This is a genomic window from Azospirillum sp. TSH20, assembly GCF_003115935.1.
Lineage (GTDB): Bacteria > Pseudomonadota > Alphaproteobacteria > Azospirillales > Azospirillaceae > Azospirillum.
Genome location: NZ_LGQU01000032.1, coordinates 140,616 through 160,018, shown reverse-complemented (window position 1 = coordinate 160,018; position 19,403 = coordinate 140,616). Strand labels below are relative to the sequence as shown.

The window sequence follows — 19,403 nt, the reverse complement described above, 5'->3', positions numbered from 1 at the left end:
CCGGTCCCGCCGCTTTGCAACCGCCGCACGGGGCGACGCAACGCGGCGAAATGGCCGAGGGTGATCCTGACCTTTATGGGTAGTGCAGGGATTCTGCACCGCAAAATGGGTGCAAATCGCGGGTGTTGTGCAGTGCGGTCAGAGATTGCGTTGCGTAACCGCCTGAACCAGCACGTCATAGACTGCGTCCTTGCCAACCACTTTGATGGCGGCCTCCTTCAATTTCGCCTTTACGGCAGGAATATTGACCAAAGCACCATTCAGGATCGACTTGTCGGCAACGCCGCCGTAGAGCGCGGTCAGGAATGCATCGGTCAGGCGCGGCTGGTTGGCCTGGACCATGGGCTGCTGTTCCAGAATCACCTCAACCGCGACCACGACGGTGACGAACTGCTCGACTCGGGACGGGCCGATCATCGGCACCACCAGGGGGGGCAAGCGGACGAAGGCGGTGGGAGGCTTCGGCGGCGGCTCCACCTTCTTCGGCTCTTCCGGATGCGGTGTGAAGTATTTCTGATAGACGAACCAGCCGCCGAAGCTGGCGCCGCCCAGCAACACGATGCCGAGCACGAGCACGATCAGGGCCTTGACCACGGCAGCACACCTTACGCAGACGAAAGTTCGCCGAACCCTGCGCCGGGGATGCTTTCGATTGTCTTAAATGCAAGAAATCTGATGCGGCGGGTCAGAAATGGTCCCAGCCCCGCCGGGCCAGCGGCAGGGGCGCGCCGGAGGCATCCAGCACGGCGACCTCGCCCGGCGTGCCGGGGCGGAATTCACCGATTTCGGTGATCGCAACGCCACACTCGGCCGCCAGGGCCGCCAAGGCGTCGCGGGCCGAGGGCGGAGCGGTGAACAGAAGCTCGTAATCGTCGCCGCCGGTGATGGCGAGCGCCAGCCGGACCGGATCGCCGTCGATGGCGCCGCGCGCCGCATCCGACAGCGGCACCGCATCGGCCCGCAGCAGAGCGGCGCAGCCGGATTCTTCGCAGAGATGGCCGAGATCGGCGACCAGACCGTCCGACACGTCCATCGCACCGCCGGCCAGCCCGATCAGCCGTGGCCCGACGCTCATGCGCGGGTCCGGCCGGCGCATCCGGCGCAGCAGATGGGCGCGGGTTTCCTCGTCCGGGACGTCGAGGCGGCCATAGGCGATCTCCAGCCCCAGGGCGGCATCGCCGATGCTGCCGGTGACGAAGACGCGGTCGCCCGGCTGTCCGCCCCAGCGCGGCAGGGCGCGGCCGGTGGGGACCAGCCCGAAAGCGGTCACCGACAGGGTGATCGGACCGCTGGTGGACACCGAATCGCCGCCGGCCAGCGCGATGCCGAACTGCCGCTGGTCCTCGCCCAGGCCGGCGGCGAAGGCCTCCAGCCAGGATTCGTCCAGGCCGCGGGGCAGGGCGGTCACCAGCGTGTAGGCCAGCGGCTCCGCCCCCATGGCGGCGAGGTCGGACAGGTTGCTGCGCATCAGCTTGGCCGCGATGTCGGCCGGCGCGTCGTCGGGGAAGAAATGCACCCCGGCCACCATGGCGTCGGTGGTGACGACCAGTTCCCGCCCCTCCGGCACCCCGAACACGGCGGCATCGTCCCGCAGCCCACGGGCGCCGGAAAACCCGGCGGCCAGCGGTTTGAAGAAGCGGGCGATGCGACCGAACTCGCCGAGGTGGGGATTGGTCATTGTCCGAGACGGTCGAAATCCCCTCTCCCCCCCGGGGAGAGGGTCAGGGTGAGGGGGATGCAAAGCGTGGAGTCATCGGGAGACCACAAGTCGGCAAACGCCCGTTCCCTCACCCGGCTGCTGGCGCAGCCACCCTCTCCCGCAAGCGGGCGAGGGTCCGCCCCCCTCACCCGGACGGCTATCGCCGTCCGACCTCTCCCCGGGGGGGAGAGGCGGAAGTGCGGGGGGAAGGGCATTTTTTACTCCTCGCCCGCGCTACGGCCGGGGTCGGGCTTGGCGAGGTCGTCGGCGCGGAGCGCGCGGGCGACGTGGTCGAGCACGCCGTTCACCATCGCCGGCTCGCGGCCGGAGAAGAAGGCGCGGGCGACGTCGACATACTCGCTGATGAGGATACGCGGGTGGGTGTCCATATGGACCGCGATCTCATAGGCGCCGGCGCGCAGGATGGCGCGCAGCAGCAGTTCCAGCCGGTCGAGCGGGAAGCGCGGGTCGAGCGCGGCGCCCAGCACCCCGTCGACCTCGGCCCGGCGGTGGACGACGCCGCGGACGATGTCGGCGAACAGCTGCGGATCGCCGGCGACGAACTTGTCGCCATCGATCTCCTCGCCCAGCCGGTGGGCGACGAACTCGCCGACGACATTCTCGACCGGGGCCTGGGCCAGATCGATCTGGTACAGCGCCTGGGCCGCGGCCAGACGGGCGGCCTTGCGGCGCGCCTTGGCGGAGCCGCCGCCGGTCTTGTTCTTGCGGGACTTCGATTTGCCCTTGGAGTCGCCGCCCTTGGGGGCGTGATCGGGTGTCACGGGGCTGCCCGCGTCGTCGTTGCTCATGATCTGCAGTCGCTAAAAGAGAGGAGATGTCGGGGTCAGCGCGGATAGAGGCGGAATTTGCGCTTCAGGTCAATCATGTCAAGACAGGCCCGCGCGGCACGGCCGCCCGTATTGACCGATCCGACATTGGCCCGCGCCCAGGCCTGCTCGCGGTTTTCCACCGTCAGGATGCCGTTTCCGACCGCCAGACTGTAACGCAGCGCCAGATCCTGCAAGCCGCGGGCGCTTTCGGTACAGATCGTTTCGTATCGCGTCGTCTCGCCCCGGATGACGCAGCCCAGCGCGACATAGCCGTCGAAGCGCTTGCGGGCGGTGAAGAAATCCATGGAGCGGATGGCGTACATGATCGCCGCCGGAAGCTCGAGACAGCCGGGCACGCCATAGCGGATGTGCGTGGCGCCGGCGCGGTCCAGTTCCGCGACGGCGCCACGCGCCAGTTCATCGGCGATGTCCTCGTGGACGCGGGCGTCCACGACCATGATGTGGGGCGTGTCGGTCATCCGGCGGCGACCAGTCCCTTCCTCAATCGTCGCCCGGGGCGGTGGCGCCCGTTCCATCGGCGCCCATTCCATCGGCGGCGGGGCCGATCGCGCGGTGGCCGACCACGGTCAGGCCATAGCCCTCCAGCCCGATGATCGGCTTCTTGCGGTTGGAGATCAGCACCATCTTGCGCACGCCCAGATCCAGCAGGATCTGCGCGCCGATGCCATAGTCGCGCAGTTCCGGCACGCTGCTGGCCTGACCTTCCAGCCGGGCCTTCAGCGTGACCGAGAGGCCGTTCGGGTTCGGCTCGCGCAGAAGCACGACGACGCCGCGGCCTTCCTTGGCGATCAGCTCCATCGAGGCGTGGAGTTCGTTGTCGCGGCCGGAGTTGCGGTCGCCCAGCACGTCGTCCAGCACCGATTGGGCATGCATGCGGACCAGAACCGGCTCGTCGCCGGAGATGTCGCCACGCACCAGCGCGATGTGCTCCGCATACTGGATCTTGTTGATGTAGACGTAGGACTGGAAGCGGCCGCCATAGCGGCTGTCCAGCGTGCCGGCCAGCACCTGCTCGACGATGGTCTCGGTGCGGCGGCGATAGGCGATCAGGTCGGCGATGGTGCCCACCTTCAGCCCGTGGAATTGGGCGAACTGCACCAGGTCCGGCAGGCGGGCCATGGTGCCGTCGTCGTTCATGATCTCGCAGATCACGGCCGAGTTGGAGTGGCCGGACAGCCGGGCGATGTCGACCGACGCTTCGGTATGGCCGGCGCGGACCAGCACGCCGCCGTCACGCGCCAGCAGCGGGAAGATGTGGCCGGGGGTGGCGAGGTCCTGCGGGCCGGACGCCGGGTCGATGGCGACCGCGATGGTGCGGGCGCGGTCGGCGGCGGAGATGCCGGTGGTCACGCCTTCGCGCGCCTCGATCGAGACGGTGAAGGCGGTCTGGTGGCGCGAGGCGTTCTGCTGCGCCATCAGCGGCAGGCGCAGCCGCTCGATGTTCGGCCGGTCCATGGTGAGGCAGATCAGGCCGCGGCCATGCTTGGCCATGAAGTTCACCGCTTCCGGCGTGGCGCAGGAGGCGGGGATCACCAGATCGCCCTCGTTCTCCCGGTCCTCGTCGTCGACCAGGATGAACATTCTGCCCTGACGCGCCTCTTCGATGATCTCTTCGGCCGTCGACAGGTACTTGTGAAACTCGGACGTCATTCCTGCCCCGCGAGCCGGGCGACATAGCGCGCCAGCATATCGATTTCGAGATTGACCGGATCGCCCTCCTTCAGCCCGCCGAATGTGGTGGCGGTCTGGGTGTGGGGGATGATGTTGACGCCGAAGCGGTTGCCCTCGACCTCGTTGACGGTCAGCGACACGCCGTCGATGGCGACCGAGCCCTTCGGTGCGATGTATTTGGCGAGAGTGGCCGGCGCCTCGAAGGTCAGGCGCAGAGATTCGCCGTCGGGGCGGATCGACAGCAGCCGGCCGACACCGTCGACATGGCCGGACACGATGTGGCCGCCCAGCTCGTCGCCGACCTTCAGCGCGCGCTCCAGGTTGACGCGCGTGCCGGGTTCCCACCCGCCGAGCGTCGTCTTCGACAGGGTTTCCCCCGACGCCTGGATGACGTAGGTCCCCGGTCCCTTTTCGATGACCGTCAGACAGACGCCGTTGTGGGCGATGGACGCCCCGATCGCGATCGTCTCCGTGTCGAAGGCGGTCTCGATGGTGAACCGGGTGTCGCCCTGCCGCTCCACGGCCCGGACGCGCCCGATATCGGTGATGATTCCGGTGAACATGGCGGGGAATTTAGCAGGTTTCGCGGCCAGGGGAAGCGCGCGCGACACCGCGGGCGGCGCAACGGTCTGTTGCGTCGGCTAGGCCGATGCCTTGGTGGGGATTCGGCGGTAGCTTTCGGCCAGATCGGCGCCGGCGTTGCGGACGGCGGTGCGCTCGAAGCGCGCCATGGCGGTCAGTGCCTCGACTCCGAATCCGGCGACCGCCGGCAGCCCGTCGCCGCCGATCAGCGACGCGGCGCGGAACCACTCCAGCCGGTCGACCAAGCCGGCGCCGAGCAGGGCGCCGGCGATGGACGCTCCGCCCTCCACCAGCACGCGGGTGATGCCGCGGGAGGCGAGGGCGGCCATTGCGGCGGCTGGATCGATGCGGTCATCAACACCGGTGGCGACCGGGATCACCTCGACGCCGAGCGCGGTCAGGGCCTCGGCACGGGCGGGGTCGGGGGAGGGGCCGGTGAGGACCCAGGTCGGGATGCGGCCGGCACCGATGGCGAGTTTCGCCGTCGGGGGCAGGCGGAGGCTGCTGTCCACAACCACGCGGACCGGGCTGCGGTCTTCCAGGCCGGGAAGGCGGCAGGTCAATTCGGGATCGTCGGCCAGCGCGGTGCCGATGCCGACCAGGATGGCGTCGTGGCTGGCGCGCAGCCGGTGGCCCCAGGCACGGGCGGTGGGGCCGGTGATCCATTGCGACTCGCCGGTGGCGGTGGCGATGCGGCCGTCGAGCGTGCTGGCGACCTTCAGCGTCACCAGCGGGCGGCCCAGCGTGATGCGGTTGAAGAAGCCCTCGTTCAGGGCCAGAGCCTCGGCCTCGCAGACGCCGGTCGTGACCTCGATGCCGGCATCGCGCAGCCGGGTCAGACCGCCGCCGGCAACGCGCGGGTCGGGGTCCTGGCAGGCGACGACGACGCGCGCCACCTTCGCCTCCACCAGCGCCAAGGCGCAGGGCGGCGTCTTGCCATAATGATTGCAGGGTTCGAGCGTGACGTAGGCGGTGGCGCCGACTGCTCCCTCACGGGCTCCGCCGGAGAGGCTGCGGGCGCGGACCAGTGCCTCCGTCTCGGCGTGCGGCCGGCCGCCGGGCTGGGTCCAGCCGCGGCCGATCACGGCGCCGTCGCGGACCAGAACGCAGCCGACCGCCGGATTCGGCCAGGTCCGCCCCAGCCCGCGCGCGGCGAGCGACAGGGCGGCGCGCATGTGGCGCAGGTCGGTGTCTGTATCGGAATGAACGGGCACGGAGGGTCAGGCTATCGGCCAAGCGATCAGCTGCCGGGGCCCTTGCCCTTGGTGTCCTTGGCGGAGAAGCGGCCGACGTTGCCCATCATCTGCTCCAGGAAGCCCATCTCGCGGCCGGCGGTCGGGGTGGTGCGTTCCACCAGATCGACGTCCTGGCCTGCCGACTTGTCGAGCGTCTTGATCTCGCGCAGGACGCCGCTGTCGTCGAAATGGGCGACGACAACGCGGCGCTCGGTCACTTCCGGCTCGAAGAAGGCGGTCTTCTCGGTCTTCTGGCCGATATAGTACCAGACGTTCGGATCGAAGGTGCCGACCGAGGTCGGCGTGCCCAGCACCGCGGCGACGTCGTCGCGCCGGCTCTGGCCCGGCTGCAGCTCTGCCACCAGCTGTGGGTCCGTCAGGTTGCCGCGGGTGGCGACGACGGGCGAGCAGCCGGTCGCGGCAAGGCCGGCGAGCAGGACGCTGCCCAGCAGGGCGGTGCGATTGACGGTGCGGGGGGCGGAAAAGTTCGATCTGGTCATGGTGCTCGGGCTATGATGGAGCCGGCGGGGCAGAGAGGCCGTCCACGGCTGTGGACAGTCTCCGGGCAGGACAATCGCACCGGCTGCTTCGCCCTGTCAACGAGACTCCGAGTCGGGGAAGGGCTGCCGTTCGTGTCAGGAAGCTTTATCGGCCGTCTGCTGGCCCCTTTGATGTCCGGGATCGGCGGCGGCGCGCGTGCCCGCAACGCCACGGCGGTGGGCGGGCTGTTCACCGCCATCGTCCGCCGCGCCCGCGAGCCGGCCTTCTACAGTGCGCTCGCCGTGCCCGACACGCTCGACGGACGGTTCGAGATGGTGGCGCTGCATCTCCTCCTGGTGATGCGCCGGCTGAAGGGGCAGGGCGCGGAGGCGGGCAAACTGTCGCAGCGCCTCTATGAGACGATGGTCGACGATTTCGAGAAGTCGCTGCTGGAGATGGGGGTCGGCGACAGCGGCATCGCCCGGCGGGTCAAGACGATGGCCCGCGGCATGGCCGGGCGAATCCGCGCCTATGACGAGGCGCTGGCCGACTCCGACGACGGCAGGCTGGAGGTGGCGCTCGACAACAACCTCTACGGCACGGTGGACCCGGTGCCGGACGGGGCGCTGGCGGCCATGGCCGCCTATGTCCGCGCCTGCGCCGCGGCGCTCGACGCCCAGCCGCTGGAGTCGCTGATGCAGGGTGAGGTCCGCTTCGCCCCGGTGCCGGCGTGAGCGTCACACTATATAAGGTGAGCGATGAATCGCCCGTAGCCGGGCGGCCGATGCTCGGGGCGACGCCCGGGGCGATGCTTGAGGGCTTGCCTTTCCGGTCCGGCGGCTGCATGTGACTTGAGTGATGCCGGTCGCCCGTCGCGCCGGCCGTTTCGGTTTTCGATCAGAGAGTCTTTCGCCATGAGCCCTGCCAACGGTGCCCTGCCGGCCCCGGAATTCTCGCGCATCGTCCCTGCCGACGCGGTGCGCCGTGCCGACGTGACCGAAACCATCGAAGCGACGGAGACGGAGCGCAAGGCGCTGGCCGAACGGCTGGAGTTGGAGGCGATCGGCAGCCTGACCGCCACGGTGAAGCTGCGCGCGGTGCGCGGCGGCCAGATGATCCGCGTCTCCGGCCAACTGGAGGCCGACGTGGTGCAGACCTGCGTCGTCACGCTAGAACCGGTGCCCGCCCATGTCAGCGAGAGCTTCGATGCGCTGTTCGCCCCGCCGTCGATGATCGAGGACCAGGGGCTGGAGGTCGATTTCGACCCGTCCCTGTCGGACGAGGACATTCCCGAGCCGATGGAGAACAACCGAATCGACATCGGCGAACTGACGGCGCAGCACCTGTCGCTCGGTCTCGACCCCTATCCTCATGCCGAGGGCGTGGAATTCGAGGACTATCGCGAGCATGAGGGCGAGGAGACGGCGGAGGAAGAGGTGGCGGAAGAGCCTGAAAAGCCCAATCCTTTCGCCGTCCTGCAGCAGTTGAAGTCGCGCAACTGATCAGGCTGTTGCTTTCCCCGCCGTGCCTTGTATAAGGGCCGGCATTTCCACCCCCACCAATGAGCGGCGCGGGGTTGCGAAATAGGGGTTGTTCGGGCTTGCCCTTTGGGGGCATTTGCCTTATTGAATGCCGCTCGCGCTGGGCGGCCCCTGTTCGGGCCGCCCTTTCCAATGAAGAGAGTTTACGGTCATGGCTGTTCCGAAGAAGAAGACCTCCAAGTCGCGGCGCAACATGCGGCGTTCGCACCACGCTCTGCCGACCTCGGCGTACAACGAGTGCCCGAACTGCGGCGAGCTGAAGCGTCCGCACCACGTCTGCGGGTCTTGCGGCCATTACGACCAGCGTGAAGTGGTTCAGAGCGGCACCGCGGCCGCTTGATCCGGATCGCGTTGTCTGAGGTCCCGATGACCGGGGGCGCTGGTCGCCCCTGCCGGGGTCCAAGCCGGGGAGCCTGTTCGCGGTGAGCCAGCGCCTGACCATCGCCCTGGATGCCATGGGTGGCGATCACGGCCCCGACATGGTCATTGCCGGGGCGGACATCGCGCGGGAGCGCCATCCCGACGTGCGCTTTCTGCTGTATGGCGACCAGCAGCGGCTTGAACCGCTGCTGAACCAGCGGCCTGCGTTGAAGGCGGTGGCGGAAATCCGCCACACCGCCGACTTCGTGGCCGGTGACGCCAAGCCGGCAGTGGCGCTGCGCGCCGGTCGCCAGTCCAGCATGCGGCTTGCCATCGACGCCGTTGCGGCGGGCGAGGCTGCCTGCGTGGTGTCGGCCGGCAACACCGGCGCCCTGATGGCGATGGCGAAGTTCGTGTTGAAGACGCTGCCGGGCATCGACCGGCCGGCGATGGCCTCCTTCTTCCCGACGCAACGGGGCGAGAGCGTGATGCTGGACCTCGGCGCCAACGCCGAATGCCAGCCGGAAAATCTCGTCCAGTTCGCCGTGATGGGGGCCGTCTTCGCGCGCGCCATCCTGGGCCTTCCGGAGCCGTCGATCGGTGTGCTGAACATCGGGTCGGAGGACATGAAGGGCAACGAGGTGGTGCGTGCCGCGGCGGCCAGCCTGCGCGACATGCCGCTGCCCGGCCGCTTCCATGGCTTCGTCGAAGGCACGGACATCGGGTTGGGAACGGTCGACGTCATCGTCACCGACGGCTTCACCGGCAATGTCGCGCTGAAGACGGCGGAGGGCACGGCCAAGCTGTTCTCCGAGTTCCTGCGCCGGACCTTCGCGACGTCGTTCCTGGCTCGGATCGGTTATCTGCTGGCACGCGGCGCCTTCAAGCGCTTTCGCGAGCGGATCGACCCGCGCCGCTACAACGGCGCGATGTTCCTGGGTCTGCGCGGCGTCTGCGTGAAGAGCCATGGCGGCACCGACGCGGTCGGCTTCGCCAACGCCGTCGCGGTCGCCGTCAATCTGGCGACGCACGGCTTCAACGAACGCATCAAGGAAGAGATGGGGCGCATAGCCGACGCGAACCCTCTTCCCGACACGAAGGCGGCGGCGGGCTGAACAATGGTCATGCGTTCCCGAGTTCTGGGTTGCGGTATCTTCCTGCCGTCCAACGTCGTCACCAACCAAGATCTGGAACAGCGGGTCGACACGTCGGACGAGTGGATCGTCCAGCGCACCGGCATCAAGTCGCGCCACATCGCCGCGGAGGGGGAGAAGACCTCCGACCTCGCCATCGCCGCGGCGACCCGCGCGCTGGAGCATGCCGGCGTGCCGGCTTCCAGCATCGACTGCATCATCCTGGCCACCACCACGCCCGACAACACCTTCCCGGCAACGGCGACCAAGGTGCAGGCGGCGTTGGGGACCAAGGGCTTCGCCATGGACATCCAGGCGGTGTGCGCCGGATTCGTCTATGCCATGTCGGTGGCCGACAATTTCCTGCGCAACGGTCAGGCGCGCCGCGCCCTGGTGATCGGGGCGGAGACCTTCTCCCGCCTGCTCGACTGGAACGACCGTACCACCTGCGTGCTGTTCGGCGACGGCGCCGGCGCCATCGTTCTGGAAGCCTATGAGGGCAAGGGCGATTCGTCCGACCGCGGCGTGCTGTCCACCCACCTGCATTCCGACGGCAGCCAGTACGACCTGCTCTATGTCGACGGCGGCGCGTCGTCCACCGGCACCATCGGCCATGTCCGCATGCACGGGCAGGAAATCTTCCGCCATGCCGTGTCCAAGCTGTCGGCGGTGGTGGAGGAGGCTCTGGTCGCCAACGGCCTCGAGTCGACCGACATCGACTGGATGGTGCCGCACCAGGCCAACCGCCGCATCATCGACGGGCTGGCCCGCAAGATGAAGCTGTCGCCGGAAAAGGTGGTGCTGACGGTGGACCGCCACGGCAACACCTCGGCCGCGTCGATCCCGCTGGCGCTGGGCGAGGCGGTTGCCGACGGCCGCATCAAGCGCGGCGACCTGATCCTGATGGAAGCCATCGGCGGCGGCCTGACCTGGGGTTCGGCGCTGATCCGCTGGTAAGCCGCCGGCGCTCCTTCCCCATCTCCCCGTCAGCATGCTGCGCTGCAACCCCGGCCGGACTTCGGCCGGGCCGTTTGCGCCTGCCAAGCTTTTGAATTGACGGACCTTCTTCCCCCGGATTACCGTCTTCGCAATGGTTGCGGGGGGAGGTCGAACAATGTCGCAAAACACTGTCACGCGCGCGCAATTGAGCGAAGCCGTCTATCAGGAAGTCGGTCTTTCGCGCAATGAATCGGCTGATCTGGTCGAAACCGTCCTGGACGAGATTTCCGATGCGCTCGCCCGGGGGGAGATGGTGAAGATCTCGTCCTTCGGCAGCTTTCAGGTCCGCCAGAAGGGCGAGCGAATCGGCCGCAACCCCAAGACCGGGGAAGAGGTGCCGATCCTGCCGCGCCGCGTCCTGGTCTTCCGCGCCAGCCATGTGCTGAAGAACCGCATCAACGACGTTCAGGAGGGTGGGGCGCCGACGCCCGCGCGGGCGCTGTCCTGACGCCGGCCGTTTCCGATGATGATCCGGAAGCCCTGCCCATCGCCGTGCCGTGCCGTCCCGCGGACCGCCGCCCTCGATTGTTGTCGGATGGCGGCCTGATCCGGTCATGAAATCCGCCACGGCCTATCGCACCATCAGCGAGGTATCGACCGACCTCAACGTGCCTCAGCATGTGCTGCGGTTCTGGGAGACGAAATTTCCCCAGATCCGCCCGCTGAAGCGCGGCGGCGGCCGACGCTATTACCGGCCGGAGGATGTCGAGCTTCTGCGGCGCATCCAGGCGCTGCTGTACGAGGACCGCTATACCATCAAGGGCGTTCAACGCCTGTTGAAGGAAGGGCGGATGGCCGACCCGACGCCGCCGTTGCCGGAAGATACGGATGAAGGCGGCGACGTAGCGGATGCCGAGGCTTTTTCCGGAGACGAGTCCGATGACGGCGGGGACGGCGGTGCCGATCATCCGCCCCTGTCCGATGCCGTGCGTCACGAGATCACCATGGTGTTGGACGAGCTGAAATCGCTGCGATCGGTGCTGTCCCGCTTGTCCGAAATGGGGAGCAAAAAAAGCTGAAAAATCATCACGGGAGATGTTGCATCGGCAAAAGCCCGCGGCTATAGTCCCGTTCCCTTCCGGAGCCAAGCCGCAAGCACTGCGGTGAAGTTGACGGAGCGTAGCGCAGCCTGGTAGCGCATCAGACTGGGGGTCTGGGGGTCGCAGGTTCGAATCCTGTCGCTCCGACCAGTTCCGGAAGGACCGGAAAAGCCCTGGAACCTAATGGTTCCAGGGCTTTTTCTTTGCCCGCGTCCTGGGGTGTCTTCGATGCAGCCTCGGCATCCGTTTGCGACTCTTGTTTGCGACTTGGCGACGCTGCCGCGTTGGCGAAGGCCTTCATCGGGATCGCCTCCACCGCATTGCGTGCCGCTTCGTCGGCTACCCGCAGATACCGCTTCGTCGTCTCGTAACTCCGGTGCCGCGCCAACTGCTGGGTGACGGCGGCGGTCACATAGCTTGCATTGGTGTCGTGGAAGCAGTCCAACCGGCACGCCTCCGGTGGAAAAGAGGGCGACTAAGCGAGGCTCTGGGCCGGGGGCAGGTCGCTATGACTCTGGTTACCGACTTCTGCATCTCCCAAGGTTGGGGGAGGCGGTACGGCCGGCCAGCAGGATGATCAGGCCCAGCAGCATCAGGGCGGCGAAGAACATATAGGACTGCAGAACGTTCAGCGGCGTGTCGGCCAGCGCGTTGAGCGGCCAGAACAGCATATTGCCGGCCAGGAAATAGGCTGCGGCCAGCAGCGGCACCGCACCGGCGGGCCGCTGCAGACCCGGTTCCAACAGCATCAGGAAGGCCAGCGCGAAGGCCGGCAGCAGGATGCCGTAATGATGCACCCAGGCAACCGGCGAACCGACCGTGAAGCAGATGCCGGCAATGACGAAGGGCAGGAGCCGCTCTGTCGCCCGGTCGCGCCGGCGCCAGAGCAAGCCGAAGCCGACGAAGGCGATACCGGAGATCTGCGTCGCAAGGTGAACGGCCGGATTGTACGGGGCGAAGGCCTCCGCCGACCAGTCGAGGTTGTTGCCGTTGTGCAGCAGGCGGTTGACCAACCCGTTGACGGTTTGATTGGCGTAGTAGCTCTCGCCATGTTGGTCAATGAACACCAGCACCTGCAGATAATCGGCCATCGGCGCGAAGCCGTAGAACAGCGTCGCCAGCGCGACACCCGGCACCACAACCGCCGCCCAGCCTGCCGCCATCCGCCAATCGCCGCGCAGGGCGGCCCAGAGGAGAAACAGCGACATCTGCGGCTTCAACAAGGTCGAGGCACCCAGCAGCGCGCCGCACAAAAACCGGCGGTCCCGCAGCAGGGCGATGCAGGCGAACACGAAGGCGGCATCCAGCCAAAGTTGGATCTGGCCAAGCGAGAAGGCTTCCATCACCGGGTAGAAACACAAGGTGGTCATGTACCCGAAGCCGACCAGTAGCACCTGAGTCGGCCGGTCACTCGACGCGCCCGGTATCCGCAATCGGGCAGCCATCTCCAGCACCAGGATCGCCATCCCGGCTGCAGTCACCAGCACGAACAGCAGGTTGACGCGCGCGAATGCGATGAGATTCAGCACCCCCAGCGCCTTCATCGCCTCCAGGGGCAGAAGCGAGGTCAACGGGTACTGGAACTTGATGTGCTGTTTGAAGAACACCTCGTCATAGACGTTCTCGCCGTGGCGTTCTTGCAGCCAGTTCAGCGCTTTGATCATCGGGTACCAGCTGTCGACCTGGATCAGATCCGGGTTCTGCAGCATGAACAGATTGTGGATATTCGTCAGATTGCTGGCATGACCGCCGCGGTGCAGCGCCAGACCGACCAGTCCGGTCGTCAGCGCCACGAACATCCATGCCAGGATGATGATGAACTTGACCCGGCCAGCGCCGTAGGGACCTGTTCGCAGGAACTGAATCGTTGGTTGCATACTGATTCTGGGGTATCTAGCGGTTGCGTCGACACCTTGCCGTCGCGTCAGCGCGTCGTCGGCAAAGCGATCCGGCACGGCAATCGAAAGCGCAATGCGGCAGTGAGGCTCATCATGTGCGCAGGGAAATGTTGATATCATTGAATATTTCAGAGGATATAGGAAAGGTTGTGGTGCAGACTCGCCAATGCGAAGATTTTGTTTTCTCTCAACCAGTTCGGTTTATTTGAAGATACACAGCATCGTTACGTTGGGGATTTCCGATTTCGTGTATCGATCGCCACAAAATGGACTAGCGACTGGCTTTCTTTTTTGTTTCAGCCGTTATGGCGAGGTAGTCCGGTCGGCGTTGATTGCCATGACTGGCGACTGATCAAGGTGGCGTATTGGCACGTGCGGGTAGGGCAGGCGGCCAACTTTGCCAATAGGTCGGCGTTTGCGACCGACCGTTCGAAATTTTGGAGCGGGCCAGCGCACGGAAAAGCTCGCTGAGATGAAGCGCCCGCCTACGGGGAAGCAGGTGCGCCACTCAACTGGGCTGTCGCAAAAAGCGTGTGCCGAACGTTTCTGTATCCCTCCGCCCAACCTTTAGAAATGGGAACAAGGCCGCCGGGAATCGGAGGTCGCCGGGCAGTTCAATCTACGCGTCATCGAGAAATGTGCGGAGGCAATTGGGGAGAGTCGATGCCCGATGATGACGTTATTGCGGGCTGAGTGCGCGGTGCCGTTTCCAGCCTTGCACGTCAGAATGCCGTCACTTGATCGTCCCGACATCCACCGGCGCCTCACCGATCGACACCTCGGTTTGGAACGTCCGCTTGTCGAAATCGTCGATCAGCACCTCGAGGCGCAACGACCATCGACCAGCAAGCGGCAGAGTCATGTCGTCAACTCCAGAGAAGCCAGGGCCGTAGGTTGTCAGGGTACGCCGCAGCGGGGCCACACCCGCTGCCGACAGCTCCCAGTTCATCGTCACCTCACGGGTGGAAACCGGCTTGCCATCTTCATCCTGAAGATGGAGCCGAACGCCGTTGCTCCCCGGCTTCGCCGGAACAACGTCGATGATGGCGATCAGACCTCCCTTCACCGCAAGGGTGGAAAATCCGGCCGGTGGCTTTTCCTCGGCTGCGCTCAATGCGCGGGGCGGGGGCGTCAGGGCGAAGGCCGCTGTCAGCAGCAGGGCAGCGCCGGCCGCCGCCATCTCCAGGACGATGCTCCGCCGCAGTGCCCTGACGGCGTGGTCGCCACCCCGGTCGCCATCTCGGTCGAGGGCCGGGCTCAGGGACTGCCTGTTCCATGCCGCCAGTCCGAGCAGCAACAGGACCGCCAGCATCTTGCCTGCCCACACCCATCCATAGCTGCTGGACAGGATCGCCTGGAAGGAGCGGAGCTGGATCGCGGACAGAACCATGCCGGCGCCGGCCAGGATGGCCACGGCACCGACGGCCAATCGCGAGAATCGGCGGGTCAGCCTTGCGGCGACAACCGGCGACTCCAGGCGCAATGCCATGGTCAACGGCCAGAACGCCCCGACCCAGTAGGCCGCCATCAGCCCATGCAAACCGACGAGCGGCGCGCTCAGCCATCGGGGAGAGGCCGTGGCCGCATGGCCGGTGACGGCGAGCGAGGCGGCCCCCAGCAGTGCCCCCGTCACCAGCAGCGCCTGCCCGACCGCGGGACGGAACTCCAATGCCAAGCCGCAGGCCGAGCATAGCAGGGCCAATAGTGCGACTCCGGCGCTGAGGCCGACGCTGCTCGCCGCTCCGGTGGTCCAGGGGCTCCCGGTCAGCAGGGTGGCGAGGGGTTGACCTGCCAGCGTCACCCCGGTTACCCCCACCAGCAGCGTCCCCGACAGGCCGGCCGCCAGCAGCATCAGGCACAGAAAAGGCTTCAGACGGTCGTTGAGCGTTGCCCAGCGTCCCGTCACCAGAACCAGGAACAGGCCACCGCCTGTGCCGGCCAGCAGGGTGGCGTAATGCAAGGTCCGCAACAGCAGGCCGGCCAGGGTGGCGGCATGGGACGGGTCGTCCTGCTGAGGCGGGCTGGCCGTCGATGACGGCGCCACGCCGATCCCGAATGTGAAGGAACCGGCGACGGGATGGCCATCCGCCGAGGTGACGCGATAGCTGGCGACATAGAGGCCGTTCGGCAGTCCCGGCGGCAGGGCGAGGCGGATGCTGTCGTTCTCCGTCACCGCGCTTTGCTGCTCGGCCATGTCCCGTCCCTGCTGGTCGAGCAACTGGATACGGACGGGCGTGACGGGTTCATTGAAGCTCAGCGTCAAGCTTGCCGGCGCGGTGTCGAGGCTGGCGCCTTCGGCCGGAACCGACTCCATCAGGACCGCATGGGCCCAGCCGTTCGGCGGGAAGGCTGCGAGGATCAGCACGGCCAAAACCACGATTGGAAGAACGCCGGTCGTACGACGGAGGCCGGGACGCATGAGGATGCCTCGCTCTTGTAGGGGGCATGGTCGAGGGGCTGAATGCGGTGCGGTCATCGCCGCGGCCGGCATGCAGCCCAATCACCCGGCTGGTGCCGGGTGTCAGTGCGGTTGGGGCTCGATCAGCGTGACACCCGCATGCTTCGGACTGTCCGGCGACGAGCCATACGAGGGCAGCCAGCTGTTGCGGAAGGCCGGAACCAACGATCACGCGCGGCATCGTCCAGTCAAGCCGTTCGACAAGGGTGAGACGATTTAGCCATGCTCCCCGAGATAATGGCTCCAGGGCAGGTTTCTACGTCGGATTGACCCTCGCTTGATCTCGGACAAGTCCGGGGGCGACCGATCCTGATACCTCTGCCCGCACAACAGCCAATGCCGAGCAGTCGCGTCGAATGTCCCGCCGCCTCCCTCCAGCCTCTTGCCGACCGACCGCTCTCTGCGGTTGCTCGGGGCATGGCGGTCGGCGGCGGGTTCTGGCGTGGTTGGCGATCCTGGCCATCCTGGTGCAGACCATCGTTCCGGATTTCGCCATGGCGGCCCGCGCCGCCGGCTACCGGATCGGAAACGCGGTCGAGGCCGCGGCGGCACATGACTGCCACCAGGAAAGCGGCGAGCCGGAGCTTGGCGCCGGGTCCGGGATGCAGATGCCGACGGGGGCGGCGCACAGCCCACAGGCTCCCGCCGGGGGCGACGATCACGGGGCTGTTTGTCCGTTCTGCTTGGCGCTCGGCACCCACGGCCTGATCACGGAACCGGGCGGCAAGCTTCCGATCCCAGCCTTTCATTACGCGGTCGCGCAACCGCAGGAGGCCGGCGTCCGTCCGCGCCTGCTTTTCCTGACCTGCCTCCATCCACGGGCACCGCCGGGCACCGCACAGGTCTGATCGCCGTCAACTGGGCGCGCCGCGTGTGCGCCCACCCGATCTCCTGTTCGGAAACTCCCATCATGAACCGTATTCAAGCCCTGGCGCTGGGCGCCGGGTTCCTGTGCCTTGCCGCAACGGCCGGCACCGCGTCCGCGCATGTCACCCTGGAGACCCGCGAGGCCCCGGCCGGCAGCTATTACAAGGCCGTCGTCAAGGTGCCGCACGGCTGCGGCGGCGCCGCCACCACCGCCGTCCGCATCCGGCTGCCGGCCGGCGTCGTCGCCGCCAAGCCGATGCCGAAGCCCGGCTGGACGCTGACCACCAAGGACGGCGAATACGCCCAGCCCTACCAGTCGCACGGCCGCACCATCACCCACGGCGTCACCGAGATCGCCTGGACCGGCGGTTCGCTGCCCGACGCCTGGTATGACGAGTTCGTCTTCCAGGCCGTGCTGCCCAAGCAGCCCGCCGGCACGGTGCTGTATTTCCCGGTGGTGCAGGAATGCGACACCGGCGTGGCCCGCTGGATCGAGATTCCGGAGCCCGGCAAAACGTCCGCCGATCTCCCCGAACCGGCCCCCGGCCTGACCCTGACCGCCCCGCCATCCGGTCACTGACCGCCAAGGCGCATCCAAGGGAGGGGTTCATGCCAGACCATGATTTCTCGATCGTGGGCCTGTTCCTTGCCGCCGATCCGGTGGTGAAGGGCGTGATGATCCTGCTGCTCGCCGCGTCGATGGCGTGCTGGGCGATCATTCTGGAAAAATCCATGGCGCTCGCCCGGGCCAAGGCGCAGGCCCGCGCCTTCGAGGCGGCGGTCGCCGGCGGAGGCGGTCTCGACACCGTCTTCTCCGGGCTGCCCGCCGCCATCGCCGCCGCCGGGCGGCACGAGTGGCACGATTTCGATCCGGGCGAGAGCCGGGCCGAGCAGCGCGAGCGGCTGGAGCGTGCCATGCGCACCGCCATGTCCGAGGAACTGCGCCGTCTCGACGGCCATCTGCCGGTGCTCGCCACCGTCGGCTCCTCCGCCCCCTTCGTCGGGCTGTTCGGGACGGTGTGGGGCATCATGCGCAGCTTCGTCGCGATTGCCGGGGCGAACGACACCAGCCTTGCCGTGGTGGCGCCGGGCATCGCCGAGGCATTGTTCGCCACCGCCATCGGTCTGGTCGCCGCCATTCCGGCGGTGGTCGCCTACAACGCGCTGACCAGCGGCCTCGGCCGGCTGTCGCAGCGCCTGTCGGTCGCCATCGGCCGCCTTGCCGGACAGGCGGTGCGCAGCCGCAGCCTGCCCCATCGCGTGGCGGCCGAGTGATGGGGATGACACCTGCGGAGAACCGGGCGGGGGACGAGTTCTCCTACCGTCCGGTCGCCGAGATCAACGTCACGCCCTTCATCGACGTGATGCTGGTCCTGCTGGTCATCTTCATGGTGGCTGCACCCCTGATGACGGCCGGCGTGCCGGTGCAGTTGCCGAAGATTGCCGCGCAGAAACTCAGCCAGCCGCGCGATCCCGTCCAGGTCAGCATCGACCAGGACGGCCGCGTCTTCCTGGGCCAGGAGGAGATGGCGCCGGCCGATCTGCCGGCGCGGCTGGCGGCCCTGGCGCGGGAGGCCCCCGACACGGTCGTCTATGTGCGGGGGGACCGTGCGCTGAGCTATGGCCGGGTGATGGAGGTCATGGGGCAGGTCAGCCAGGCCGGCTTCGCCCGGGTGTCGCTGATGGCGGAGGGGCTGGCCCCTGCCGCGAAGAAGGCGCCCTGACCATGCGCCCCCCGACCATGCGCCGGGCAGGACGCCATTGGGCGCGGGCCCTCTCGATCGCCCTGCATGTCGGGGTGCTGGCCCTTCTGGCTGCGCGCTATGATCCCGTGCCGCCGGCTCCGGCCGCGGTTCTGGTCGACCTCGACCTCCGGCAGCCCGATCCCGAGCCTCCGGCGGAGGTGACGCCTCCGGCTGATCCATCGCCGCCGGAGCCGGCCGCTGAACAGGAGGCCGAGCAGCAGGCGGAGCAGCGGGCACCGGCGGACCCGCTGCCCGAGCAACCGTCCCCGCAGTTGCCCGACCCGGTCCCCCAACCGGTCGCCGTCGCCGAGCCCACGCCCATCGAGGAGGTTCCACCTCCGCCGGCGGCTGCCCCGGACGTGGCGGCGACACCGCTTCCGGCGGTCAAGCCCCGCCCGCCGGAAGCGGTCAAGCGCCCGGCCGCCCGCCCGGATCCGCGCCCGGTTGCGTCCGCCGCGGCGCCGGTCGCCAACCGTCCTCCGGTGGCCCAGCCTCAACCCCAATCTCAATCCGGGCCGTCGCAACCAGCACCGGTTCGCGCCGCGGGGCCGCCGCCCGATTATCTGGCGCGGCTCCAGGCCCGGCTTGCCCGCTACAAGACCTATCCGCGTGCGGCCCAGCTCGCCCGCGAAGAGGGCACCGTTCTGCTGCGCTTCGTCGTGGCCCGCGATGGTGCCGTGCTGTCCTGGCGCATCGAGCGTGGTTCGGGCTTCGACAGCCTCGACCGACAGGTGGAGGTGATGATCGAGCGGGCGGCTCCCTTGCCGCCGATGCCGGACGACCTTCCCGGCGACCGGCTCGACGTCGTGCTGCCCGTGCAGTTCGCGTTGCGGTGACGGACCCG

At 67.6% G+C, this 19,403-nt stretch carries 22 protein-coding genes and 1 tRNA gene; 13 read left to right on the top strand and 10 right to left on the bottom strand.

What is annotated here, in order from left to right; translation table 11 throughout:
* Positions 1 to 138 precede the first annotated feature (138 nt).
* The 8 genes from TSH20_RS09950 to bamE form a co-directional block, all read right to left on the bottom strand.
* A complete protein-coding gene (locus TSH20_RS09950) occupies positions 139 to 594 on the bottom strand; it encodes a hypothetical protein (RefSeq protein WP_109074564.1) in 456 nt (151 codons plus the stop codon).
* Positions 595 to 685: 91 nt separating this feature from the next.
* On the bottom strand, positions 686 to 1,678 hold the full coding sequence (gene thiL / locus TSH20_RS09945; protein ID WP_109074563.1) for a thiamine-phosphate kinase: 993 nt from the start codon (positions 1,676 to 1,678) through the stop codon (positions 686 to 688).
* Between the two features lie 239 nt (positions 1,679 to 1,917).
* Positions 1,918 to 2,508: a transcription antitermination factor NusB gene (gene nusB, locus TSH20_RS09940; protein ID WP_085088878.1), complete on the bottom strand. Its 591-nt coding sequence runs from the start codon at positions 2,506 to 2,508 to the stop codon at positions 1,918 to 1,920.
* 35 nt (positions 2,509 to 2,543) lie between these two features.
* A complete protein-coding gene (ribH, locus tag TSH20_RS09935) occupies positions 2,544 to 3,008 on the bottom strand; it encodes a 6,7-dimethyl-8-ribityllumazine synthase (RefSeq protein ID WP_109074562.1) in 465 nt (154 codons plus the stop codon).
* A 22-nt stretch (positions 3,009 to 3,030) separates the two neighbouring features.
* Positions 3,031 to 4,200 (bottom strand): 3,4-dihydroxy-2-butanone-4-phosphate synthase, encoded by a 1,170-nt coding sequence (gene ribB, locus TSH20_RS09930; protein WP_109074561.1) that lies wholly within the window; start codon positions 4,198 to 4,200, stop codon positions 3,031 to 3,033.
* Positions 4,197 to 4,784 (bottom strand): riboflavin synthase, encoded by a 588-nt coding sequence (locus TSH20_RS09925; protein ID WP_109074560.1) that lies wholly within the window; start codon positions 4,782 to 4,784, stop codon positions 4,197 to 4,199. Before TSH20_RS09925 ends, ribB begins: the two co-directional genes overlap by 4 nt.
* Positions 4,785 to 4,862: 78 nt before the next feature.
* A complete protein-coding gene (gene ribD, locus TSH20_RS09920; RefSeq protein ID WP_348770417.1) occupies positions 4,863 to 6,017 on the bottom strand; it encodes a bifunctional diaminohydroxyphosphoribosylaminopyrimidine deaminase/5-amino-6-(5-phosphoribosylamino)uracil reductase RibD in 1,155 nt (384 codons plus the stop codon).
* A 26-nt stretch (positions 6,018 to 6,043) separates the two neighbouring features.
* A complete protein-coding gene (bamE, locus tag TSH20_RS09915) occupies positions 6,044 to 6,538 on the bottom strand; it encodes an outer membrane protein assembly factor BamE (protein ID WP_109074558.1) in 495 nt (164 codons plus the stop codon).
* A gap of 132 nt (positions 6,539 to 6,670) precedes the next feature.
* On the opposite strand from bamE, the gene TSH20_RS09910 reads away from it, so the two are divergent.
* The 8 genes from TSH20_RS09910 to TSH20_RS09875 all read left to right on the top strand — a co-directional run bounded on the left by TSH20_RS09910 (position 6,671) and on the right by TSH20_RS09875 (position 11,741).
* Positions 6,671 to 7,252 (top strand): ubiquinol-cytochrome C chaperone family protein, encoded by a 582-nt coding sequence (locus TSH20_RS09910; protein WP_247874451.1) that lies wholly within the window; start codon positions 6,671 to 6,673, stop codon positions 7,250 to 7,252.
* Between the two features lie 180 nt (positions 7,253 to 7,432).
* Positions 7,433 to 8,020, top strand: a complete 588-nt coding sequence (locus TSH20_RS09905) for a DUF177 domain-containing protein (protein ID WP_109074556.1) — start codon at positions 7,433 to 7,435, stop codon at positions 8,018 to 8,020.
* Between the two features lie 190 nt (positions 8,021 to 8,210).
* Positions 8,211 to 8,399, top strand: coding sequence for a 50S ribosomal protein L32 (gene rpmF / locus TSH20_RS09900; protein WP_012973646.1), 189 nt, complete (start codon positions 8,211 to 8,213; stop codon positions 8,397 to 8,399).
* Between the two features lie 82 nt (positions 8,400 to 8,481).
* A complete protein-coding gene (gene plsX / locus TSH20_RS09895) occupies positions 8,482 to 9,534 on the top strand; it encodes a phosphate acyltransferase PlsX (RefSeq protein WP_109074555.1) in 1,053 nt (350 codons plus the stop codon).
* Between the two features lie 3 nt (positions 9,535 to 9,537).
* Positions 9,538 to 10,509, top strand: a complete 972-nt coding sequence (locus tag TSH20_RS09890) for a beta-ketoacyl-ACP synthase III (RefSeq protein ID WP_109074554.1) — start codon at positions 9,538 to 9,540, stop codon at positions 10,507 to 10,509.
* A gap of 157 nt (positions 10,510 to 10,666) precedes the next feature.
* Complete coding sequence (locus tag TSH20_RS09885; RefSeq protein ID WP_014247260.1) at positions 10,667 to 10,999, top strand: integration host factor subunit alpha; 333 nt, start codon at positions 10,667 to 10,669, stop codon at positions 10,997 to 10,999.
* Positions 11,000 to 11,105: 106 nt separating this feature from the next.
* On the top strand, positions 11,106 to 11,570 hold the full coding sequence (locus TSH20_RS09880; protein WP_109074553.1) for a MerR family transcriptional regulator: 465 nt from the start codon (positions 11,106 to 11,108) through the stop codon (positions 11,568 to 11,570).
* 94 nt (positions 11,571 to 11,664) lie between these two features.
* Positions 11,665 to 11,741, top strand: a tRNA-Pro gene (locus tag TSH20_RS09875).
* Between the two features lie 368 nt (positions 11,742 to 12,109).
* Here TSH20_RS09875 and TSH20_RS09870 read toward each other — a convergent pair.
* Positions 12,110 to 13,546, bottom strand: coding sequence for a glycosyltransferase family 87 protein (locus tag TSH20_RS09870; RefSeq protein ID WP_247871283.1), 1,437 nt, complete (start codon positions 13,544 to 13,546; stop codon positions 12,110 to 12,112).
* Between the two features lie 676 nt (positions 13,547 to 14,222).
* Positions 14,223 to 15,854: a copper resistance protein CopC gene (locus TSH20_RS09860; protein ID WP_158281978.1), complete on the bottom strand. Its 1,632-nt coding sequence runs from the start codon at positions 15,852 to 15,854 to the stop codon at positions 14,223 to 14,225.
* A 539-nt stretch (positions 15,855 to 16,393) separates the two neighbouring features.
* Here TSH20_RS09860 and TSH20_RS09855 point away from each other — a divergent pair.
* From TSH20_RS09855 to TSH20_RS36130, 5 genes are all read left to right on the top strand, one after another.
* Positions 16,394 to 16,795 carry a DUF2946 family protein gene (locus TSH20_RS09855; RefSeq protein WP_158281977.1) on the top strand — a complete coding sequence of 134 codons (402 nt, stop codon included), beginning with the start codon at positions 16,394 to 16,396 and terminating at the stop codon, positions 16,793 to 16,795.
* Positions 16,796 to 16,857: 62 nt separating this feature from the next.
* Positions 16,858 to 17,394: a DUF1775 domain-containing protein gene (locus tag TSH20_RS09850; protein ID WP_109074550.1), complete on the top strand. Its 537-nt coding sequence runs from the start codon at positions 16,858 to 16,860 to the stop codon at positions 17,392 to 17,394.
* A gap of 29 nt (positions 17,395 to 17,423) precedes the next feature.
* Positions 17,424 to 18,089 (top strand): MotA/TolQ/ExbB proton channel family protein, encoded by a 666-nt coding sequence (locus TSH20_RS09845; RefSeq protein WP_109074549.1) that lies wholly within the window; start codon positions 17,424 to 17,426, stop codon positions 18,087 to 18,089.
* On the top strand, positions 18,089 to 18,538 hold the full coding sequence (gene tolR / locus TSH20_RS09840; RefSeq protein ID WP_109074548.1) for a protein TolR: 450 nt from the start codon (positions 18,089 to 18,091) through the stop codon (positions 18,536 to 18,538). Before TSH20_RS09845 ends, tolR begins: the two co-directional genes overlap by 1 nt.
* A gap of 2 nt (positions 18,539 to 18,540) precedes the next feature.
* The gene (locus tag TSH20_RS36130; RefSeq protein WP_109074547.1) at positions 18,541 to 19,395 is read left to right on the top strand and encodes a TonB family protein; all 855 of its coding nucleotides are present in this window, start codon (positions 18,541 to 18,543) and stop codon (positions 19,393 to 19,395) included.
* Positions 19,396 to 19,403 lie beyond the last annotated feature (8 nt).